Annotated in this window: 14 protein-coding genes; 7 read left to right on the top strand and 7 right to left on the bottom strand. The window is 73.6% G+C overall.

Features of this window, described 5'->3' with window-relative positions; all coding sequences use genetic code 11:
• Both JJI54_RS06180 and gloB read right to left on the bottom strand, forming a co-directional pair.
• Positions 1-597: a glutathione S-transferase N-terminal domain-containing protein gene (locus JJI54_RS06180; RefSeq protein WP_203071865.1), complete on the bottom strand. Its 597-nt coding sequence runs from the start codon at positions 595-597 to the stop codon at positions 1-3.
• A 10-nt stretch (positions 598-607) separates the two neighbouring features.
• Positions 608-1342, bottom strand: a complete 735-nt coding sequence (gene gloB / locus JJI54_RS06175; protein ID WP_203071863.1) for a hydroxyacylglutathione hydrolase — start codon at positions 1340-1342, stop codon at positions 608-610.
• Positions 1343-1407: 65 nt separating this feature from the next.
• Here gloB and JJI54_RS06170 point away from each other — a divergent pair, with 65 nt between their 5' ends.
• Both JJI54_RS06170 and JJI54_RS06165 read left to right on the top strand, forming a co-directional pair.
• On the top strand, positions 1408-2163 hold the full coding sequence (locus tag JJI54_RS06170) for a class I SAM-dependent methyltransferase (RefSeq protein ID WP_203071861.1): 756 nt from the start codon (positions 1408-1410) through the stop codon (positions 2161-2163).
• 130 nt (positions 2164-2293) lie between these two features.
• Positions 2294-2917 carry a protein phosphatase CheZ gene (locus JJI54_RS06165; RefSeq protein ID WP_203071859.1) on the top strand — a complete coding sequence of 208 codons (624 nt, stop codon included), beginning with the start codon at positions 2294-2296 and terminating at the stop codon, positions 2915-2917.
• A gap of 30 nt (positions 2918-2947) precedes the next feature.
• Here the strand turns inward: JJI54_RS06165 and JJI54_RS06160 are convergent, their stop codons facing one another.
• The 4 genes from JJI54_RS06160 to JJI54_RS31885 form a co-directional block, all read right to left on the bottom strand.
• A complete protein-coding gene (locus JJI54_RS06160) occupies positions 2948-5440 on the bottom strand; it encodes a calcium-binding protein (RefSeq protein WP_203071857.1) in 2493 nt (830 codons plus the stop codon).
• A 142-nt stretch (positions 5441-5582) separates the two neighbouring features.
• On the bottom strand, positions 5583-6758 hold the full coding sequence (locus JJI54_RS06155) for an acetyl-CoA C-acetyltransferase (protein ID WP_203071855.1): 1176 nt from the start codon (positions 6756-6758) through the stop codon (positions 5583-5585).
• 88 nt (positions 6759-6846) lie between these two features.
• Positions 6847-7989, bottom strand: a complete 1143-nt coding sequence (locus JJI54_RS06150) for an alpha/beta fold hydrolase (protein ID WP_226381388.1) — start codon at positions 7987-7989, stop codon at positions 6847-6849.
• Complete coding sequence (locus tag JJI54_RS31885; RefSeq protein ID WP_226381387.1) at positions 7874-8434, bottom strand: hypothetical protein; 561 nt, start codon at positions 8432-8434, stop codon at positions 7874-7876. Before JJI54_RS31885 ends, JJI54_RS06150 begins: the two co-directional genes overlap by 116 nt.
• Before the next feature lie 173 nt (positions 8435-8607).
• On the opposite strand from JJI54_RS31885, the gene phaR reads away from it, so the two are divergent.
• The 3 genes from phaR (at position 8608) to JJI54_RS06135 (ending at position 10826) form a co-directional block, all read left to right on the top strand.
• Complete coding sequence (gene phaR / locus JJI54_RS06145; RefSeq protein ID WP_203071852.1) at positions 8608-9219, top strand: polyhydroxyalkanoate synthesis repressor PhaR; 612 nt, start codon at positions 8608-8610, stop codon at positions 9217-9219.
• 250 nt (positions 9220-9469) lie between these two features.
• Complete coding sequence (locus JJI54_RS06140) at positions 9470-9940, top strand: helix-turn-helix domain-containing protein (protein ID WP_203071850.1); 471 nt, start codon at positions 9470-9472, stop codon at positions 9938-9940.
• A 163-nt stretch (positions 9941-10103) separates the two neighbouring features.
• A complete protein-coding gene (locus tag JJI54_RS06135; protein ID WP_203071848.1) occupies positions 10104-10826 on the top strand; it encodes a hypothetical protein in 723 nt (240 codons plus the stop codon).
• A 199-nt stretch (positions 10827-11025) separates the two neighbouring features.
• Here JJI54_RS06135 and JJI54_RS06130 read toward each other — a convergent pair whose 3' ends face one another.
• Positions 11026-12492, bottom strand: a complete 1467-nt coding sequence (locus JJI54_RS06130) for an NADP-dependent isocitrate dehydrogenase (protein ID WP_203071847.1) — start codon at positions 12490-12492, stop codon at positions 11026-11028.
• Between the two features lie 555 nt (positions 12493-13047).
• Here JJI54_RS06130 and JJI54_RS06125 point away from each other — a divergent pair.
• Complete coding sequence (locus JJI54_RS06125; RefSeq protein WP_203071846.1) at positions 13048-15828, top strand: autotransporter outer membrane beta-barrel domain-containing protein; 2781 nt, start codon at positions 13048-13050, stop codon at positions 15826-15828.
• Positions 15829-15921: 93 nt separating this feature from the next.
• Complete coding sequence (locus JJI54_RS06120; RefSeq protein WP_203071845.1) at positions 15922-16695, top strand: OmpA family protein; 774 nt, start codon at positions 15922-15924, stop codon at positions 16693-16695.
• The last annotated feature ends 7 nt before the right edge of the window (positions 16696-16702 follow it).

The raw sequence follows: 16702 nt of genomic DNA, 5'->3' as shown, positions 1-16702 counted from the left end.
TCAGCCCGGCGCGGTGCGCGACAGCGCCGGGTGGGCGGAGACCTCCGCATACCAGGCGGCCAGCTTCGGATGCGCGTCCCGCCAGGGTTCATGCCCGAAGCGGAAATCGAGGTAGCCGAGCGCGCAGGCGACGGCGACGGAGCCGACATCGCCGAGCCCGGCCGGCGGGCTCCCTTCCAGCGCCGCCAGGCCGCGTTCCACCGCCGCCTTCTGGCGGGCGATGAAGGCGGCGCGGGCCTCGTCCTGCGGGTGGGCGGACTGGCCGCGCCGCGCCACGGCGGCATCCATGATGCCATCCGCCAGCGCGTGGCGGATCTGCACCGTCAGCCGCGCCGGGCTGCCGGTGGGCGGGAACAGCGCGGGCGCATCGCCCAGCGTGTCCAGGTATTCGCAGATCACCGGGCTGTCATAGACCGCCCGCCCATCCTCCAGCACCAGGGCCGGGATCTTCGAGAGCGGGTTGTCCCGCAGCAGGTGGGCGGGGGAGGAATGCGGATCGGTCATCACCGTCTCGATCCGGTCGTCGATGCCCCGCAGGATGGCGCAGGCCAGCACCTTGCGGACGAAGGGGCTGGCGGGGGCGTAGTGCAGTTTCACCGGCTGTTCCTCACCTGAAGTGGTTCTTGGCTTCCCGCCGGGCGGTGAATTCCGCCAGGTCGCGGGCGCGGAAATAGGGATTGCCCGAGAGTTCCTGCGCCAGCGTGGTCGGCACGGTCGGCCGGCCGGCCGCGCGCAGCGCCGCGGCCGCCTCGGCCTCCGCCCGCAGCGCCTTGTTCTCGGGCTCGATGGTCAGGGCGAAGCGGGCATTCGTCTCGGTGTATTCATGGCCGCAGCAGAAGCGCGTATTGGGCGGCAGTTTCGCCAGTCGCTTGAAGGATTTGTACAGCGCCTCCATCCCCCCGGCTTCCAGCGGGCGGCCACAGCCCAGGGCAAAGACGATGTCGCCGCACAGAAGAAAATGGTCGGCGGCGAAGTGGAAGGCGATATGGCCGGTGGTGTGGCCGGGCAGGTGCATGACGGTCGCGCGGGCGGCGCCGAAGACCACCTCGTCGCCCTCGCCCACCGCCTCGTCCAGCTTCGGCAGGCGGTGCAGGTCCGGCTTGCCGCCGATGACGCGCGCCTGCGGGTAGCGGGCGCGCAACTCCTCCACCCCGTTGATGTGGTCGCCGTGATGGTGGGTGAGGAAGATGGCATCCAGCGTGCCGCCCGCCGCCTCCACCGCCGCGATGGCCGGCCCGGCCTCGCCCGGGTCGCAGATCCCGATGGCGCCCGTGGGCCCGTCCTTCAGCAGCCAGAGGTAGTTGTCCTCGAGGCAGGGGACCGCCTCAACCTTGACCGACATGGCAATCCGGCTCCCGGTCCTGCGCCCCCGTCCAAACCGGGGGCTTCATCCCCTATATCCCCGGCATGACGATCGAGGTCCATGCCCTGGAGGCGTTCTACGCCTCCGCCGGAGGGGAGGCGGCGGCGCGCCTGGTGCGCGCCCGGCTGGCCAGGCTGTGGCCCGCGCTGCCCGGCATGACCGTGCTCGGCATCGGCCATGCCGCGCCCTATCTCGGCCTCTGGCAGGCGGAGGCGCGGGCCTGCCTGGCGCTGACCACCGCGCATGCCGCGCATGGCCACCCGCCCACCGCCTGGCCGCCCGTGCTGCCCGGCCCCTGGCCCGGCGCCGCCCGCCCCTCCGCCGCGCTGGTGGCGGAGGAGGAGGCGCTGCCCTTCGCCGATGCGAGCATCGACCGCATCCTGCTGGTGCATGGGCTGGAAGCGGCGGAGAACGCCCGGCGCCTGCTGCGGGAGGCCTGGCGCGTGCTGCGCGACGATGGGCGGCTGATCATCGTCGTGCCGAACCGCCTCGGCCTCTGGGCGCAGCTGGAACGCACGCCCTTCGGCCATGGGCAGCCCTATTCCGCCGGGCAGCTGACGCGGCTGCTGGCCCGCCACCTGTTCCGGGTGGAGGCGGAGGACGCCGCGCTGTTCCTGCCGCCCTACGGGCTGCGCCTGCTGCGCGCCGCCGCCCCGGCGGTGGAGCGCGCGGGGCGGACGCTCTGCCCGCGCATCGCCGGCGTCGCGATCATGGAGGCGGAGAAGGACCTCTTCTCCGCCATGCCGGCGGGCGCGGTCGCGATGCGCCGCCGCCGCGTGATGGTGCCGGCCGCGGCCTGAGCGCGGCGCGCGGCACGGCCAGGGACATGACCACATTTGGCACCCGGCAACGGGTTGTTCATTCCAGCATGTCATCCCTCTCCTACCGCGCCACCATTGGTGAGGGCCGGCGCGACGGGGATGATGCTGCATGTCCATGACGATCGACCCGGGCGCCGAGACCTCGGAAGCCGCCATTCGCGCGGCCCTTCGGGCGGAACTCGATCCGGCACTCTCGGCACTCCACAGCTTCGTGGACCGGCGCATCGCCGAATTGTCGGCGGAGCTGCATGCCAGCGTGGAGATCGCCGACATGGGCGAATCCCGCATGGCGGGCGAGCTGGCGCGCATCCAGGAACAGATCTCGCAGCTCATCGCCGTGCCGGCCGCCGCCACGCGCAACAGCGGGCTGGAGCTGGAAGCGGTGGTGCAGGCGACGGAAGCCGCCGCCAACACCATCATGGAAGCCGCGGAGGCGATCCAGGACTGGGTCGCGGGCGGCAGCCAGGATGCCTCCGCCGTCGCCGCCATCGCGGCGCGCGTCAATTCGATCTTCGAAGCCTGCAGCTTCCAGGACGTGACCGGCCAGCGCATCCGCCGCGCCATCCAGCACCTGCAGCAGGTGGAGAACATGCTGGAGACGATGGTGCCGGATGGCAGCAAGTCGGACTCGCCGCGGCAGAGCGTGCATGTGCCGACCGCGATCCGCACGGTCGAGGCGCCGTCCGGCGGCGACCTGGGCCAGGACGACATCGACGCCCTGCTGAACAGCTGAGGCGCGGCCCCCGCGCGACGGGATGCCGCGCTACAGGATGAAGTCGGCGGCGGTCAGCACGGTATCCACGGCGAAGCTGAGGCTGAGGCCCGTGCCGCCGGAGGTGCTGACGACCACATAGGGGTACTCGTAGCCCGGCGGCGAAGCGCCCATCAGCGCCTGCACGGCGGCGAAATCGGCATAGCCGAAGGCGGTCAGGTCGATCAGGTCCTCCCCCTGCGTGAAGTCCTTGATGCTGTCCTGGCCGTGGCCGGGGGCGAAGACGAAGACATCCGCGCCGCTGCCGCCGCGATAGACCTGTTCCCCCACGCCATCGATGAAGCGGTCGGCGCTTTCCGTGCCGACGAAATCCTCGAAGCCCCGCATCACATTGGCCCCGGTGCCGCCCAGCGTCAGCCGGCCCGCCGCCACATCCACCGTGGCACCGAAGCCGCCATAGACGGCGGAGAGGTCGAGGCTGTCGCGATCCGCGCCGCCATCGAAGCGGTTGCCGTCGAACACCAGCGTGTGGGTCGCCCCGTCGAAGAAGGTGGCGACCTGCACGATGTCCCGGCCATCGCCGGTCAGGATGGTGTTGTCCCGCATGATGATGGTGGCCGCGCCCCGCGCGCCCGCCGCGCCATCGAGGCCCGCCACCCCGGCATGGCTGTTGGTGGTGATGCCGTCCACCGTCGCGCTGCCGTCGCTGCCGATGCCGGCATGGCCCGCGCCCCCGGCACCGCCCGCGCCGCCCGTGGCCGCGCCTTCCAGCCGCACCAGCGTCTCCACCAGGTCGGGCGTGCTGATATAGGCGCCGCTGATCTCGGCCTCCGCATCGCCGCCATCGCCGCCCCGGCCGCCATCGCCGCCGATGTCGCGGCCTTCCTCCACCACGCCGCCGGTGATGGTGCCGTCATCGTTGCGCAGCGTGGAGGTGCGGTTGAAGGCCGCTTCGCCGCCCGCGCCGCCATCGCCACCCCGCCCGCCGGTGGCGGTGGCGGTCAGCGTCCAGTCCACATCCGGGCTGGCGGCGCCCTTCACGCCCAGCACCCGCGCCACGGCATCGCCACCCGCGCCGCCGGCACCGCCCGCGCCGCCTTCCCCGCCATCCCGCGCGCCGGAGAGGTCATCGTCGAAGGCGCCGATGCCGCCCGTCCCGCCGGCCCCGCCCGCGCCGCCCTGGCCGCCGGTGGCCAGGGCGGTCACGGCGTGCTGCATGGCGGCGGTGTGGTCGCCGGCATAGTCGGTCACCAGGGCCGTCGCGCGGCCGCCCGCGCCGCCCATGCCGCCCGCCCCGCCCGCGCCGCCCTGGCCCGCCAGATGGTTGGTGAGGCTGACGGAGGAGCCGGCGACGAAGAATTCCGTATCCTCCTCATGCGCGGAGGCGCCGCCCGCGCCGCCCTGCCCGCCCGCGCCGCCGGAGCCGCCCTGGGCCGCGACCTGCAGGACCGAGCTGTCCTGCGCCATGCCCGCCACGCCGAGCCGCGCGCCGGCATCGTCGGCGATGGCCGTCGCCTCCCCGCCCGCGCCGCCATCGCCACCGGCCTGGCCTGCCTCGCCATAGCCGGTGACGCGGGTGGTCAGCGGGTCGCCAGGGGTCAGCGTCTCCGCCCCCGCCGCGCCGGCCGGGCCCGCGGCGCCATCCGCGCCATCGCCGCCGGTGACGGTGCCGCTGCGCTGCACGCTGTCCGCCGCCGTGCCGCCCGTGACCAGGTCCGCGGCGCCGTAGAGCTGGATGGACAGCGATGACCCGTCGCCACCCGGCGGCGTGCCGTCTTCGCCGTCATGGCTCCGATCCTCCGTGATGGTGACCGGCGCCGTGGCGGCGGCGTAGAGGAAGTCCGCGGCGTCCAGGCTGGCGAGCGTGGTCTGGCGGAGCGCCACGGTCACGCCGCCGCCGAGCTCGAGGCGCACCTGGCTGCCGGCCTGGCGGGCGCTGGCCATGGCGCCGGCGAAATCGGTGATGCCGAAGGCGCTGAGGTCCAGCCGGTCCGCGCCCCGGCCGAAATCATAGACCAGGGTGTGGCCGGCCTCCGGCCCGATGACGAAGACATCGTCGCCCGTGCCGCCCGTCAGCCGGTCCCTTCCGCCGCCGCCCGAGACCGTATCGTCGCCGGCGCCGCCATTGATGAGGTCATTGCCGGTGCCGCCATGCAGCGCGTCGTTGCCGCCGCGGCCGAGCATGCGCAGCGGGCCGGCGGCGCTCGATGCCTCCACCACCAGGCGGCCGGCGCCGGAGGCGATGGTGATGAGGGGTGCGGCGCTGAAGGCGGCCAGCGCGGCGGGGCCGAGCGTGAAGGTGGCGGTGCCGGCGGTGTGCACCATCAGGCGATCGAAATTCGCCAGGCCCTGGAAGGCGTCGTCGCCCAGCGTGAGGTCGCCCGCGACGCGGAAGCGCAGCGTGTCGAAGCCCGCGCCCGCATCCTGCGCCAGGCCCGGGACCAGCAGGTTGGCGGGATCCCGCACCAGGAAATTGTCGGCCCCGGCCGTGCCCGATCGTACCAGCGGGCCGCCCGATAGCGGCCGGATGTGAAACAGCGCCATGGTGCCCGATCCCGTCGCCAATGCTTGCGGGAGAGCATCGGTGCCGGCGCGCATCGGCGTCCAGGGGCCGTGAAACAGCACGCAACGAAAGGGGCCGCGCCCGGATGGACGCGGCCCCCCTCGACGTCAGGCCCTCAACCGGTCAGGCGCGCTCGACGCACATCGCGACACCCATGCCGCCGCCGATGCAGAGCGTGGCCAGGCCGCGCCGGGCGCCGCGGCGCTGCATCTCGAACAGCAGGGTGTTCAGCACGCGGGCGCCGGAGGCGCCGATGGGATGGCCGAGCGCGATGGCGCCGCCATTCACGTTCACCTTGGCCGGATCCCAGCCGAGGTCCTTGTTCACCGCGCAGGCCTGGGCGGCGAAGGCCTCGTTCGCCTCGATCAGGTCGAGCGTGTCGATCGACCAGCCCGCCTTCTGCAGCGCCTTGCGGCTGGCCGGGATCGGGCCCGTGCCCATGATGGAGGGATCGACGCCCGCCGTCGCCCAGCTGACGATGCGTGCCATCGGCGCCACGCCGCGCTTCGCGGCCTCGGCCGCCGACATCACGACGATCGCGGCGGCGCCGTCATTGATGCCGGAGGCATTGCCGGCGGTGACGGTGCCGTTCTTGTCGAAGGCCGGGCGGAGCTTGCCCAGGATCTCCATCGTCGTCTCGGGCTTCGGGTACTCGTCCTCGCTGATCACGGTGTCGCCGCGGCGGCCCTTGACGGTGACGGGCACGATCTCGTCCTTGAAGCGGCCGGCCTTCATCGCCTCGCCCGCCTTGCGCTGGCTGGCGGCGGCGAATTCGTCCTGCTCCTGCCGCGTCAGCTGGTACTTCTGGGCGACGTTCTCCGCCGTATTGCCCATGTGGTAGCCCTGGAAGGCGTCCCAGAGGCCGTCCTTCAGCATGGTGTCCACCAGCTCCAGCCCGCCCATCTTCTGGCCGGCGCGGAGCTGCGCGCAATGCGGCGCCTGCGTCATGCTCTCCATGCCGCCGGCGACGACGATGGCGGCATCCCCGCAGGCGATCTGCTGCGCGGCCAGCGCCACGCTGCGCAGGCCGGAGCCGCAGAGCTGGTTGATGCCGAAGGCCGTGCGCTCCACCGGGATCCCCGCGGCGACGGCGGCCTGGCGGGCCGGGTTCTGGCCGGCGCCGGCGGGCAGCACCTGGCCCAGGATGACCTCATCCACCTCCTCCGGCTTCACGCCGGCACGCTCCAGCGCGGCCTGGATGGCGACGGTGCCGAGCGCATGGGCGGAGAGGCTGGCGAAGGCGCCGTTGAAGGAGCCCACCGGCGTGCGGGCGGCGGAGGCGATGACGATTTCGGTCATGGGTCCTTGGACTCCTTGATGAGGCGTGACTGGGTATTGCGGTGCAGTGTGGGACGGGCGGGGCGCCGCTACAAGCATCAGGGCCCGGCTACAGGCCGCGCAGCCAGTCCAGCAGGGGCCGCCACAGCGCCAGTTCCGCCTGGCCGCCGGCCGCCATGCCGATATGGCCGGCCGCGGCTTCGTGCACCGTGGCGTGGCGCAGGCGGGCGGCCAGGGCGCGGGCGCTGTCCGGCGGCACGATGCGGTCGCGATGCGGGATGGCGCAGAAGGCGGGCATGGCCAGCGCGCCGGGATCCACCACCGCGCCCGCCACCCGCCAGGCGCCCCGCATCGGCGTATTGGCGCCGTACCAGCCGCCCAGCGCCTCCCTCGCCACGGGGGCGGCGAGCGGCACGCCGTCATTCAGCCAGTCCTCCAGCGCCACGAATTGCGCGGCGCGGTCGGAGGCGGGGTCGAGGCGGGCGAAGGCCCGGAACTTCTGCGGGATGCCGAAGGGATCGAGGCCCGCGAAGAGGGTCTGGATCGCATCGACCGGCAGCGTGCCGGTCGCTTGCATCAGCGGCTCCAGCCCCGGCAGCAGGGCGGCGGCGGCGCGGGCGCGGCCGGCATCGGCCGGCGTCGGGTGGAAGTCCCAGGGCGTGGCCAGCAGCCCGATGGCCCGCACCCGGTCCGGCCGCCGCAGCGCCGCCGCCAGCGCCAGCAGCCCGCCCATGCAGTAGCCCACCAGCACCACCGGCCCGGGCAGGGCCATCAGCGCGCGTTCCAGCCGCCCGGCGATGTAGTCGGTCAGGGAGAAGTCGCGCTCCGCGGCGCCGGGCCAGCCCCAGTCCAGCAGCAGCGGCCGCACCCCCTGCCCGGCCAGGAAGCGCATCATCGACCGGCCGCGCATCAGGTCCAGCACCTGCGCCCGGTTGACGAGGGAGGGGACGAAGAGGGCCAGGGGCCCGGGCGCCCCGGGGGCCTGGTAGTCCAGGATGCGGGCCTCCCCCTCTCCCCAGATCGCCGGCGGGTCGGGCAGGTCGCGCGCGAAGGGGTGGCGGCGATAGGCGGCGATGCCGGCCAGCAGCGCCCGGTCCGCCCGCAGCAGGCGCCGGATCACCGCGGCGCGGAAGGCCTCAGGCGGGTGGCCGCCGGCGGCGAGGGCGGCGGCGATCCGCGCCATCTCCGCCTGCGCCGGCTTCGAGATCGGCCAGCCGCCGTTCCAGCCCGGCGATCCGCTCGGCGACGGCATCAGGCCCGTGCTGCCGATCGCCGCCATCCCGCGGCCCAGCCCCAGCATCAGGTGCAGCGGCAGCGGGCGGGGGCCCCGGCGGCGGTGGCGGGCCTCCGGCGCCATCATGCGGGGGGTATCCCCAGCCCGCGGCCCAGCCGGGCGGTGGCGCGAAGTTGGGCGGCGGGAAGCCGGATGGCCCGAAAGGCGGGCGGAAGGCGGCGAAGGGATCGGGCCCGCCCGGCGGCGTGCGGCCGAAGGGCGGCGTGGTGGCGGCGCGCAGCCAGGCGGCGCCCAGCGCCGACCAGGCGGCGGCCATGCCGGCCAGGCCCTCCGCCACCTCCCGGTCCGCGGCGAGGCCCGCGATCTCGGTCTGCCAGAGGGTGATCCAATCCTCCGCCAGGCGATCGAGCTCCATCTCCCCCTCCGGCGTCGGGGTGGCGTCCTGCGGGCGGTCGGCGGGCATCAGGCAGCGCCAGGGATGGCCTGCCGGCGCCGGCCAGGGGGACAGGCCAGGGCAGCGGGTACCAGCGCGGGCGGCATTCCGGTCGCATATTTACGCATCAGGGCTTTCGCACTGCATCAATCACCATGTTAGCATCATCGGCGGCGGTGCACCCGCTTCGGGAAGGCAAACGGATGGCAAACGACACCACGCAGGCGACGGCGGAGACGGAAGGCCCCTCGACCCCCCCGGTGGTCGTGAAGAAGTACGCGAACCGGCGGCTCTACAACACCGAATCCTCCTCCTACGTCACGCTCGAAGACCTGGCCGTCATGGTGCGCAACGGCCGGCACTTCGTCGTCTATGACGCCAAGTCGGGGGAGGACATCACCCGCAGCGTGCTGACGCAGATCATCGTGGAGGAGGAGGCGAAGGGGCGGAACCTGCTGCCGACCTCCTTCCTGCGCCAGATCATCGGCTTCTACGGGGACAGCATGCAGTCGCTGGTGCCCCGCTACCTCGAAAGCGTGATGGGCGCCTTCTCCCGCCAGCATGACCAGGTGCGGCGGACCGTGGAGCAGACCATGGGCGGCTTCATGCCCTTCGGCGGGCTGGAGGAAGTGGGCAAGCAGAACATGGCGATGATGGAGCGCGCCATGAACCTCTTCGCCCCCTTCCGCACCGGCGCCGAGGCGCCGGAGCCGGCCCCGGAATCGGCCCGGCTGGCGGCGCTGCAGGCGGAGGTGGAGGCGCTGCGCCGGCAGCTGGACCAGTTGAAGGCATCCCGCAAGGGAACGGCGGACTAGGCCCCGCGGCTTGGCGCGCGTCTTGCAAGGCCGGCTGCCACCAGGCCGCCCGCCCCCTGGCCGGACCGCTTCCAGAGCCGCCGCGCCCGCCCCCCTTCCGTGGGCGTCGCGGGCGGGGCCGGGGCGGCATCCGATCCGGCGGGGCGCGCCGAAAAGTCGATAATCACAGCGTTGTCATGCGCGCCTTGGGCGAACGCATGAGCATCTATCGCATTGCACGGTGCGTCAAACACCGGCAGGGACACAGAGCATGGCGACCACCGAGACCGAGCGGCGCAACGGCAGCGCCAAGGCGGCCCCCCAGGCTTCCGCCCCCGCGGCGACGCCGGGGGAGAGGCCGGGCCAGCGCGCCAATGCGGCCGACCGCCATGTCGGCGCGCGGATCCGCGAGCGCCGGGTGATGATGGGCCTGTCCCAGCAGCAGCTGGCGAAGATGATCGGCGTCACCTACCAGCAGGCGCACAAGTATGAGCGCGGGCTGAACCGCATCTCCGCGGGACGGCTGTTCGAGATCGGCCAGGTGCTCGGCGTTCCCGTCTCCTGGTTCTTCGACGGGCTGGCGGTGGAAGGCCCTGGGCAGGAGGCATCGCCGCGCCAGCGCATGTGCCTGGAGCTGGCGCGCAACTTCGCCCTGATCGACAACGAGAAGCACCAGGAGGCGCTGTCCCAGATGGCGCGCGCCCTGGCCGCCCAGTCCCAGGCGGAACGCGAGGGCGGCTGACCCGCCCTTTCCCGCCCGCGGCCTGCCCCCGAAGCCGTTGAATCCAGGGCAGGACGGGTCTTCCTGACCGCAGTGTGCGCGCCGCGCGGCGGAACAGCCGCCGCGCCGCCGCGTTGGCCCCCTGCGGCGCCCCATCCCGGGGCGCGGGTGGGGAATGGATGGGATGCGGCAACGGGTCGGCAGGGCGGAATCGGGGCGGCGCGTCGCCCGCCCCTATCGCCGCCTGCCCTGGATCGGCGCGGGCGTGCTGGCGGTGGTGGTGGGCGTCACGCTCTTCGCCGCCGATGGCGCGCCGCCCGCCCGCCTGGCCGGCGCCGGCATGGTGCCGCCGCCGACGCCGCTCCCCCTCACCCCCCCGCCCGCCACGCCCCTGCCGTCCCGCGGCGGGGAGATCGCGGCCGAGGAGGCGCGGCTGGCCGCGCTGCGGCAGGCGCGGGAGGGGCTGGAGCGGGAGGTCGAGGCCCTGCGGGCGGAGGTGGAGGCCGCGCGGCGCGCCCTGCCCGCGCAGAAGGCGATGCCGGCGGAGCCCGCCGGGCCCGCGCCCGCGCAGCTGACGCGCCTGGCCCCCGTGGCGCCCGCCGCCGCGGCGCCGGCGGAGCCGCCGCTGCGCATCGTGCTGCATCACCGCGCGGCCTCCGCCCAGGGGGCCTCCGCCGCGGAGGAGGTGGCCGGGCGGCTGCGGGAGGCGGGGCTGGAGGTACAGGCGACGCGGACGGCGCCCTTCGTGCCCTCCACCCCCGTGGTGCGCTACTTCCATGAGGAGGACCAGGCGGCGGCGGCGCGGATCGCGGGGCGGCTCGGCCGCGGCTGGGCGATCCAGGATTTCCGGGCCTACCAGCCCCAGCCATCGCCGCAGACGATCGAGGTCTGGATCCCCGGCAGCTGAGGGATGTGGCTTTGAGGCCACTAACCCCTTTTAGCCGTTTATGCCGATTAGCCGCCTTTAGTCGCGATTCGCGGGCCCGCCTTGGACAAATTCCCGGCCCGGCGCGCCCCCGCGAAGGGGCGCCGGCGGGGTGGCGGGCGGAATCCGGGCGCGTGATGGCTGGAACATAAAACGAACACGGCGCCGGGCGCCAGCGGAATCAGGCCCGCGCCGTGATCTCGTCCTGCGCCTTGCTGAAGGCGTCCACGCCATCGAAGCGCTGCAGCAGCTCCACATGCATCCAGCGGCGCCCCTGGCCGATGCGCCCCAGCAACTCCAGCACCGCCGGGTTCGGGTCCGCGGCCGGGGCGCGCAGGCGGAAGCGGGCGCGGAACTGGTCCACCAGGAAGGTCGTGCCCCCCTGCGGCGGCCAGACCTGCGCGCCGCGGGAGGCGATGGTCTGCAGCGCGAAGGGCGTGCCCTCCGCCAGCGCGGCCAGGGCGGCGCCGAGGGCGGCGGGGTCTTCCGTGGTCTCGATGAAGACATCGGCGCCCACCACCTCCCGGCTCCCGGCCGGCTTCGCGAAGGGGGCGGCGGGCCAGTGGCGCATGGCGATGGGGCGGTAGTCCCGCGCCGGCACGCGGGCGGATTCGCGGCCGAGATTGGCGATGACGCGCGCCACATAGGCATCCGTCCCCACCCCCTGGCCGGGGGCGGCGATGTCCCCGGTCAGGTCCCGCCCCTCCTCCAGCGTCACGTAGAGGGCGTGTTCCACCCGCCGCGCCGTGGCGAAATCGCCGATGTGGCGCAGCATCATCACGGCGGAGAGCAGCAGCGCGGTGGGGTTGGCCAGGCCCTGGCCGGCGATCTGGGGGGCGGAGCCGTGCACCGCCTCGAACATCGCGACCTCGTCGCCGATATTGGCCGAGGGCGCGACGCCGAGGCCGCCGACCAGGCCGGCGGCGAGGTCGGACAGGATGTCCCCGTTCATGTTGGTCATGACGCAGACGTCGAACTGCTCGGGCCGCACGACCATCTGGTGGGCGGCGTTGTCCACGATCATGTGTTCATGGACGAGGGACGGGTGCTCCTTCAGCACGCGCTCGCCGACGCGCTTCATCAGCCCTTCCGTCAGCTTCATGATGTTGGCCTTGGTGGCCACGGTGACCTTCCTGCGGCCCTCGGCCTCCGCCAGCGCGGCGGCCATGGCGACGATGCGCTCGCACCCCGCTTCCGTGATCACCTTCAGGCATTGGGCGACACCCGGCGTCTGCATGTGCTCGATGCCGGCGTAGAGGTCCTCGACATTCTCCCGCACCACGACGAAGTCGATGCCGCGCCCGGCGAAGGGGGTGCGGATGCCGGGAATCTCCCGCACGGGCCGGATGTTCGCATACATCTCGAACACCTTGCGCAGCGTGACATTGGCGGATTTCTCGCCGAAGCCGACGGGGGTCTCGAGCGGCCCCTTCAGCGCCACGCGGGTGGCGGCGATGCTGTCCAGCGTCTCCTGCGGCGCGCCGGAGCCGACGCCCTTGCGGAAGGCCTCCGCCCCCGCGACCGCGTCCTGCCACTCGATCCGGGCGCCGGCGGCGGCGAGCACGGCCTGGGTGGCGCGCATCACCTCCGGCCCGATGCCATCGCCGGCGATGGCGGTGACGGTGGTGGGCGTCGGGCTGGCATCCATCGGGGTCTCGGCTTTCGCTGCTGTATGCTGCACTGCACTATACGCCGCCGGGGCGCGGGCGTTCGCCCCCCGGCGACCCGGTTTCGCGATCACGCTGAGAAGCAACCGCGATCACGTTTGCGCGATGGGGGCGCGGCCGGCCTTGGGTTTCCGGGCCCGCCGCCGCCATCGGCCGCCGCCGACAGCTTGCCCGCGGGCTGTTGACGGGGTCTTGATGCCGGCGGGGCGCTGGTGGCGATGGCGCGGAAATCCGCGGTTTCGCCCCGGCCCCGGCCACCGCTCCGCCCGCCACCCCCCCGTTCCTGCCGCGCCCGGCCCGGCGCGCCGCGTTGCGACATGAGGTCGAAACGTCGAAGAAACGGGACGTTTGAGACCAGACGTTGCGTTGTTACCGTGCCTGTTGCGATCCCGTCGGCGACGGATCGTGGGATTCGGACAGTAACGCTGTCGGTTTCCCCCCGACCACGGCCAGTCACGCAGCGGTATCCCTCAATGAATCATCAGGATTTTGCCACCAGGCAGCGGCTGGACAGGGCCGCGTTGCTGCGATGCGGCATGCCGCCATTGCGGCGCCATTCGATCCTGGCCGCGGTTCTTCTTTCCTCCACCGCGCTGACCGGCGCCGCGCTGGCGCAGCAGAGCTGGAATGGCAGCCTGGGCAGCAGCTGGTTCGCCCCGGGCAACTGGACCAGCGCGGTGCCGGGCACGACGGATGCGGTGACCATCGGCGGCACGCCGCCGGCCGATCCGGTGATCAGCGGCGGTTCGGCCAATGCCTCCACCGTGACGGTGACCGGGGGGCGGACGCTCGGCCTCTCCGGCGGGGGCGGGCTTGCCGTCAGCTCCACCACCACGATCGGCAGCGGCAGCGGGGCGGGCAGCGTCACCGTCTCCGGCACCGGGACCAGCTGGGCCAGCACCAGCAGCATCGATGTGGGCTTCGGCGGCGCGGGGTCGCTGACGGTGCGGGACGGCGCGCGGCTGACCACCTTCGAGGGCTCGGTCACCCTCGGCGCGCAGGGCACGCTGACCATCACCGGGCCGGGCACCACGGTCGATATCGGCACGCGCACCGTGACCATGCCGGCGGGCTGGGGCGATGCGGCGGGCTGGCTGCAGCCGAACGAGGGCACGCTGGTCATTGCCAACGGCGCGGCCGTGGTGGCGGATGCGACCTATATCGGCGGCGCGGGCGCGACCTGGGCGAATGCGACCGTCACCGGCCGCGGCACGACGCTGCAGAACGCGCTCAACGTCTATGTCGGCGGCAACGGCAACGGGAATGTCGGCTTCGGGCGGCTGACCATCGCCGATGGCGCCGTGGTCACCGCCTATACCGGCGCGGTCGGCACCGACACGGGCTCCTTCGGCGAGATGGTGATCACCGGCGAGGGATCGCGCTACGAAAGCCTGCGCCGCACCGGCTTCAACGGCAATTTCCGCGTGGGCTTCAACGGCGACGGCCAGGTGGCGGTGCGCAATGGCGGCTACCTCGGCGCCGCCAACATCATCGACATCGCGACCAACAGCGGCAGCCGCGGCGTGCTGGCGGTGGGCGGCGCGCTGGGGGAGGCCGCGCAGGCGCCCGGCACGATCAGCGCGGCGAACGGCATCTTCTTCGGCGCCGGCAATGCCACGCTGCTGTTCAACCACACCGGCACCGCCTACGCCTTCGACCAGCGGATCTTCGGCAGCGGCGGGCAGATCCTGCACCAGGCGGGCACGACGATCTATTCGGGCAATGGCGGCAGCTACGACGGCGCCATCAACGTCACGGGCGGGCGGCTGATCGTGAACAGCACGCTCGGCACCGCCGGCAGCACGGTGACGGTGGGCAATGGCGGCACGCTGGGCGGGACCGGCACCGTGGGGAACCTGGCGGTGCAGGCCGGCGGCACCGTCTCCCCGGGCAACAGCCCGGGCACGCTGACGGTCGCGGGCAACTACACCCAGGCCGCGGGCGCGATCCTGGTGGCGGAGGTGGTGCCGGGCGTGACCGCCGACCGCCTGGTGGTGAACGGCACCGCCACCATCCAGCCGGGCGCGATCCTGCAGCTGGTGCGCGCCGGCGGCGGGGCCGTCTCGCTCGACACCGTCTATACCGTGCTGAGCGCGACGGGCGGCGTGACCGGCACCTATGTGGTGACGGGCGATCCGGAGCTGTCCACCTTCTACCAGCTCTATGCGAGCTACGGCGCCAATGGCGTGACGCTGGTGCCGGCGCAGTCCCGCGGCTTCGCCGCCGCGGCGGCGACGCGCAACCAGGCCGCGGTGGCGGAGGCGATGCAGGGGCTGCCGGCCGCCAGCGCGCTGCGCACCGCGATCGGTGTGCAGCAGAGCGATGCGGCCGCGCGCGTGGCCTATGACAGCCTGTCGGGGGAGATCCACGCTTCCATCCGCGGCGCGATGCTGGAGGAGACGCGCTTCACCCGCCAGGCGGCGCTGGACCGGGTGCGCGTGTCGCTCGGCGGCATCGGCGGTGGCGGGGTGGAGGCGGTGGCCGGGAACACGCCGGGCCTCGCCTTCTGGTCGCAGGGCTATGGCGCCTGGGGGCGGAGTGCGGGGGACGGCAATGCCGCCACCCTGTCGCATGACAGCGGCGGCCTGGTGGTGGGCGCGGACATGCCCGCCTTCGATGGCTGGCGGATCGGCCTGCTGGCGGGCTACGGCGATGCCGGCTTCGAATCCGGGGCGCGCGCCGCCAAGGGATCGGCGGAGACGGTGACCATCGGCCTCTATGGCGGGCGGCAATGGGGGGCGCTCGGCCTGCGGCTGGGCGCGACCCAGGGGTGGAGCGCGATCTCGACGCGCCGGAGCCCGGCCTTCGCGGGCTTCGCGGAGGGGCTGACCGGCAGGACCGATGCGCAGACCACCCAGGCCTTCGGGGAGCTGGGTTGGCGCATCGACCTCGGCGCCGCCGCCATCGAGCCCTTCGCCGGCCTGGCGCGGGCGGATGTGCGGGAGGATGGCTTCACGGAACGCGGCGGCAGCGCGGCGCTGGCGGCGGAGCGGGGGAATGCGGGCGTGAACTACGGCACGCTCGGGCTTCGCGCCGCGACCGGGACGCAGCTGGGGGAGACCACGCTGGGGCTCGCGGGCATGCTGGGCTGGCGCCATGCCTGGGGGGATGTGACGCCGACCGCCGACCTCCGGCTGGCGGGCTCCGCCCCCTTCATCGTCGGCGGCACGCCGATCGCGAAGGATGCGGCGGTGGCGGAGGCCAGCGTCTCCGCCAGCCTGACCCAGGCGCTGGCGCTCGGCGTCTCCTTCAACGGGCAGTTCGCGGATGGGGCGCAGAGCCTGGGGGCGCGGGCCAACCTGACGCTGCGGTTCTGAACGGCTCCCCGCGCACCGGATGAATTTTCCGCGCGCGCGGACCGCCAACGGGAGCGCTGCGGCGTTGGCGGGGGGATGAGAAGGAACCCCGCCATGACGCTGCGCCCGCTGATGATCGGTTTCCTGGCCACGCTGACCCTGCCCGCCGCGGGCCAGGGCCTCGGCCCGCTGATCGTCGAGGGCAATGCCCAGCGCCAGACGATCGACTGCACAGGCCGGGACGTGACGGTGCGCGGCGAGCGCAACGCCCTGACCTTCACCGGCGGCTGCCGCAGCCTGGAGGTGCAGGGCAATACCAGCACCATCCGGGCGGAGCTGGCGCCGGGCGCGCGCGTATCGCTGCGCGGCGAGACGCTGGAGCTGACCTGGTCCCAATCCGCGGAGGGCGCGGCGCCGCGCATCGCGCAGGAGGGGCGGCAGATCCGGGTGGAGCAGGTCGCGGCCTCCCCGGCGCCGGTGCCGCCGGCGCGGCCGGGCGTGACGCGGCGGGAGACGGCGCGGGGCGTGGCGCTCAATCTCTCGGGCGACGTGCTCTTCCCCTTCGGCGCGGACCAGCTGCGGGCGGAGGCGGCGGAGGGGCTCGGCCAGGTGGTGACGCTGGTGCGGGAGCTGCGGCCGCGCACGCTGCGCATCATCGGGCACACGGACAGCGTGGGCGATGCGGCGGCGAACCAGGATCTGTCGCTGCGGCGGGCGCGGGCGGTGCAGCGCTGGCTGGAACAGCGGGTCGGGGACGCGATGCCGGCGGTGGTGGTGGAGGGCCGGGGCGAGCATGACCCGGTGGCGCCGAACACCCGGCCGGACGGAAGCGATGACGCGGAGGCGCGGGCGCTGAACCGGCGGGTGGAATTCGTGCTGGAGCGGTGAGGCGCGG

The organism is Falsiroseomonas ponticola (assembly GCF_016805305.1).
Lineage (GTDB): Bacteria > Pseudomonadota > Alphaproteobacteria > Acetobacterales > Acetobacteraceae > Falsiroseomonas > Falsiroseomonas ponticola.
Note: the sequence above shows the minus strand (reverse complement) of the source record. Positions and strands in the feature narration are given on the sequence as shown.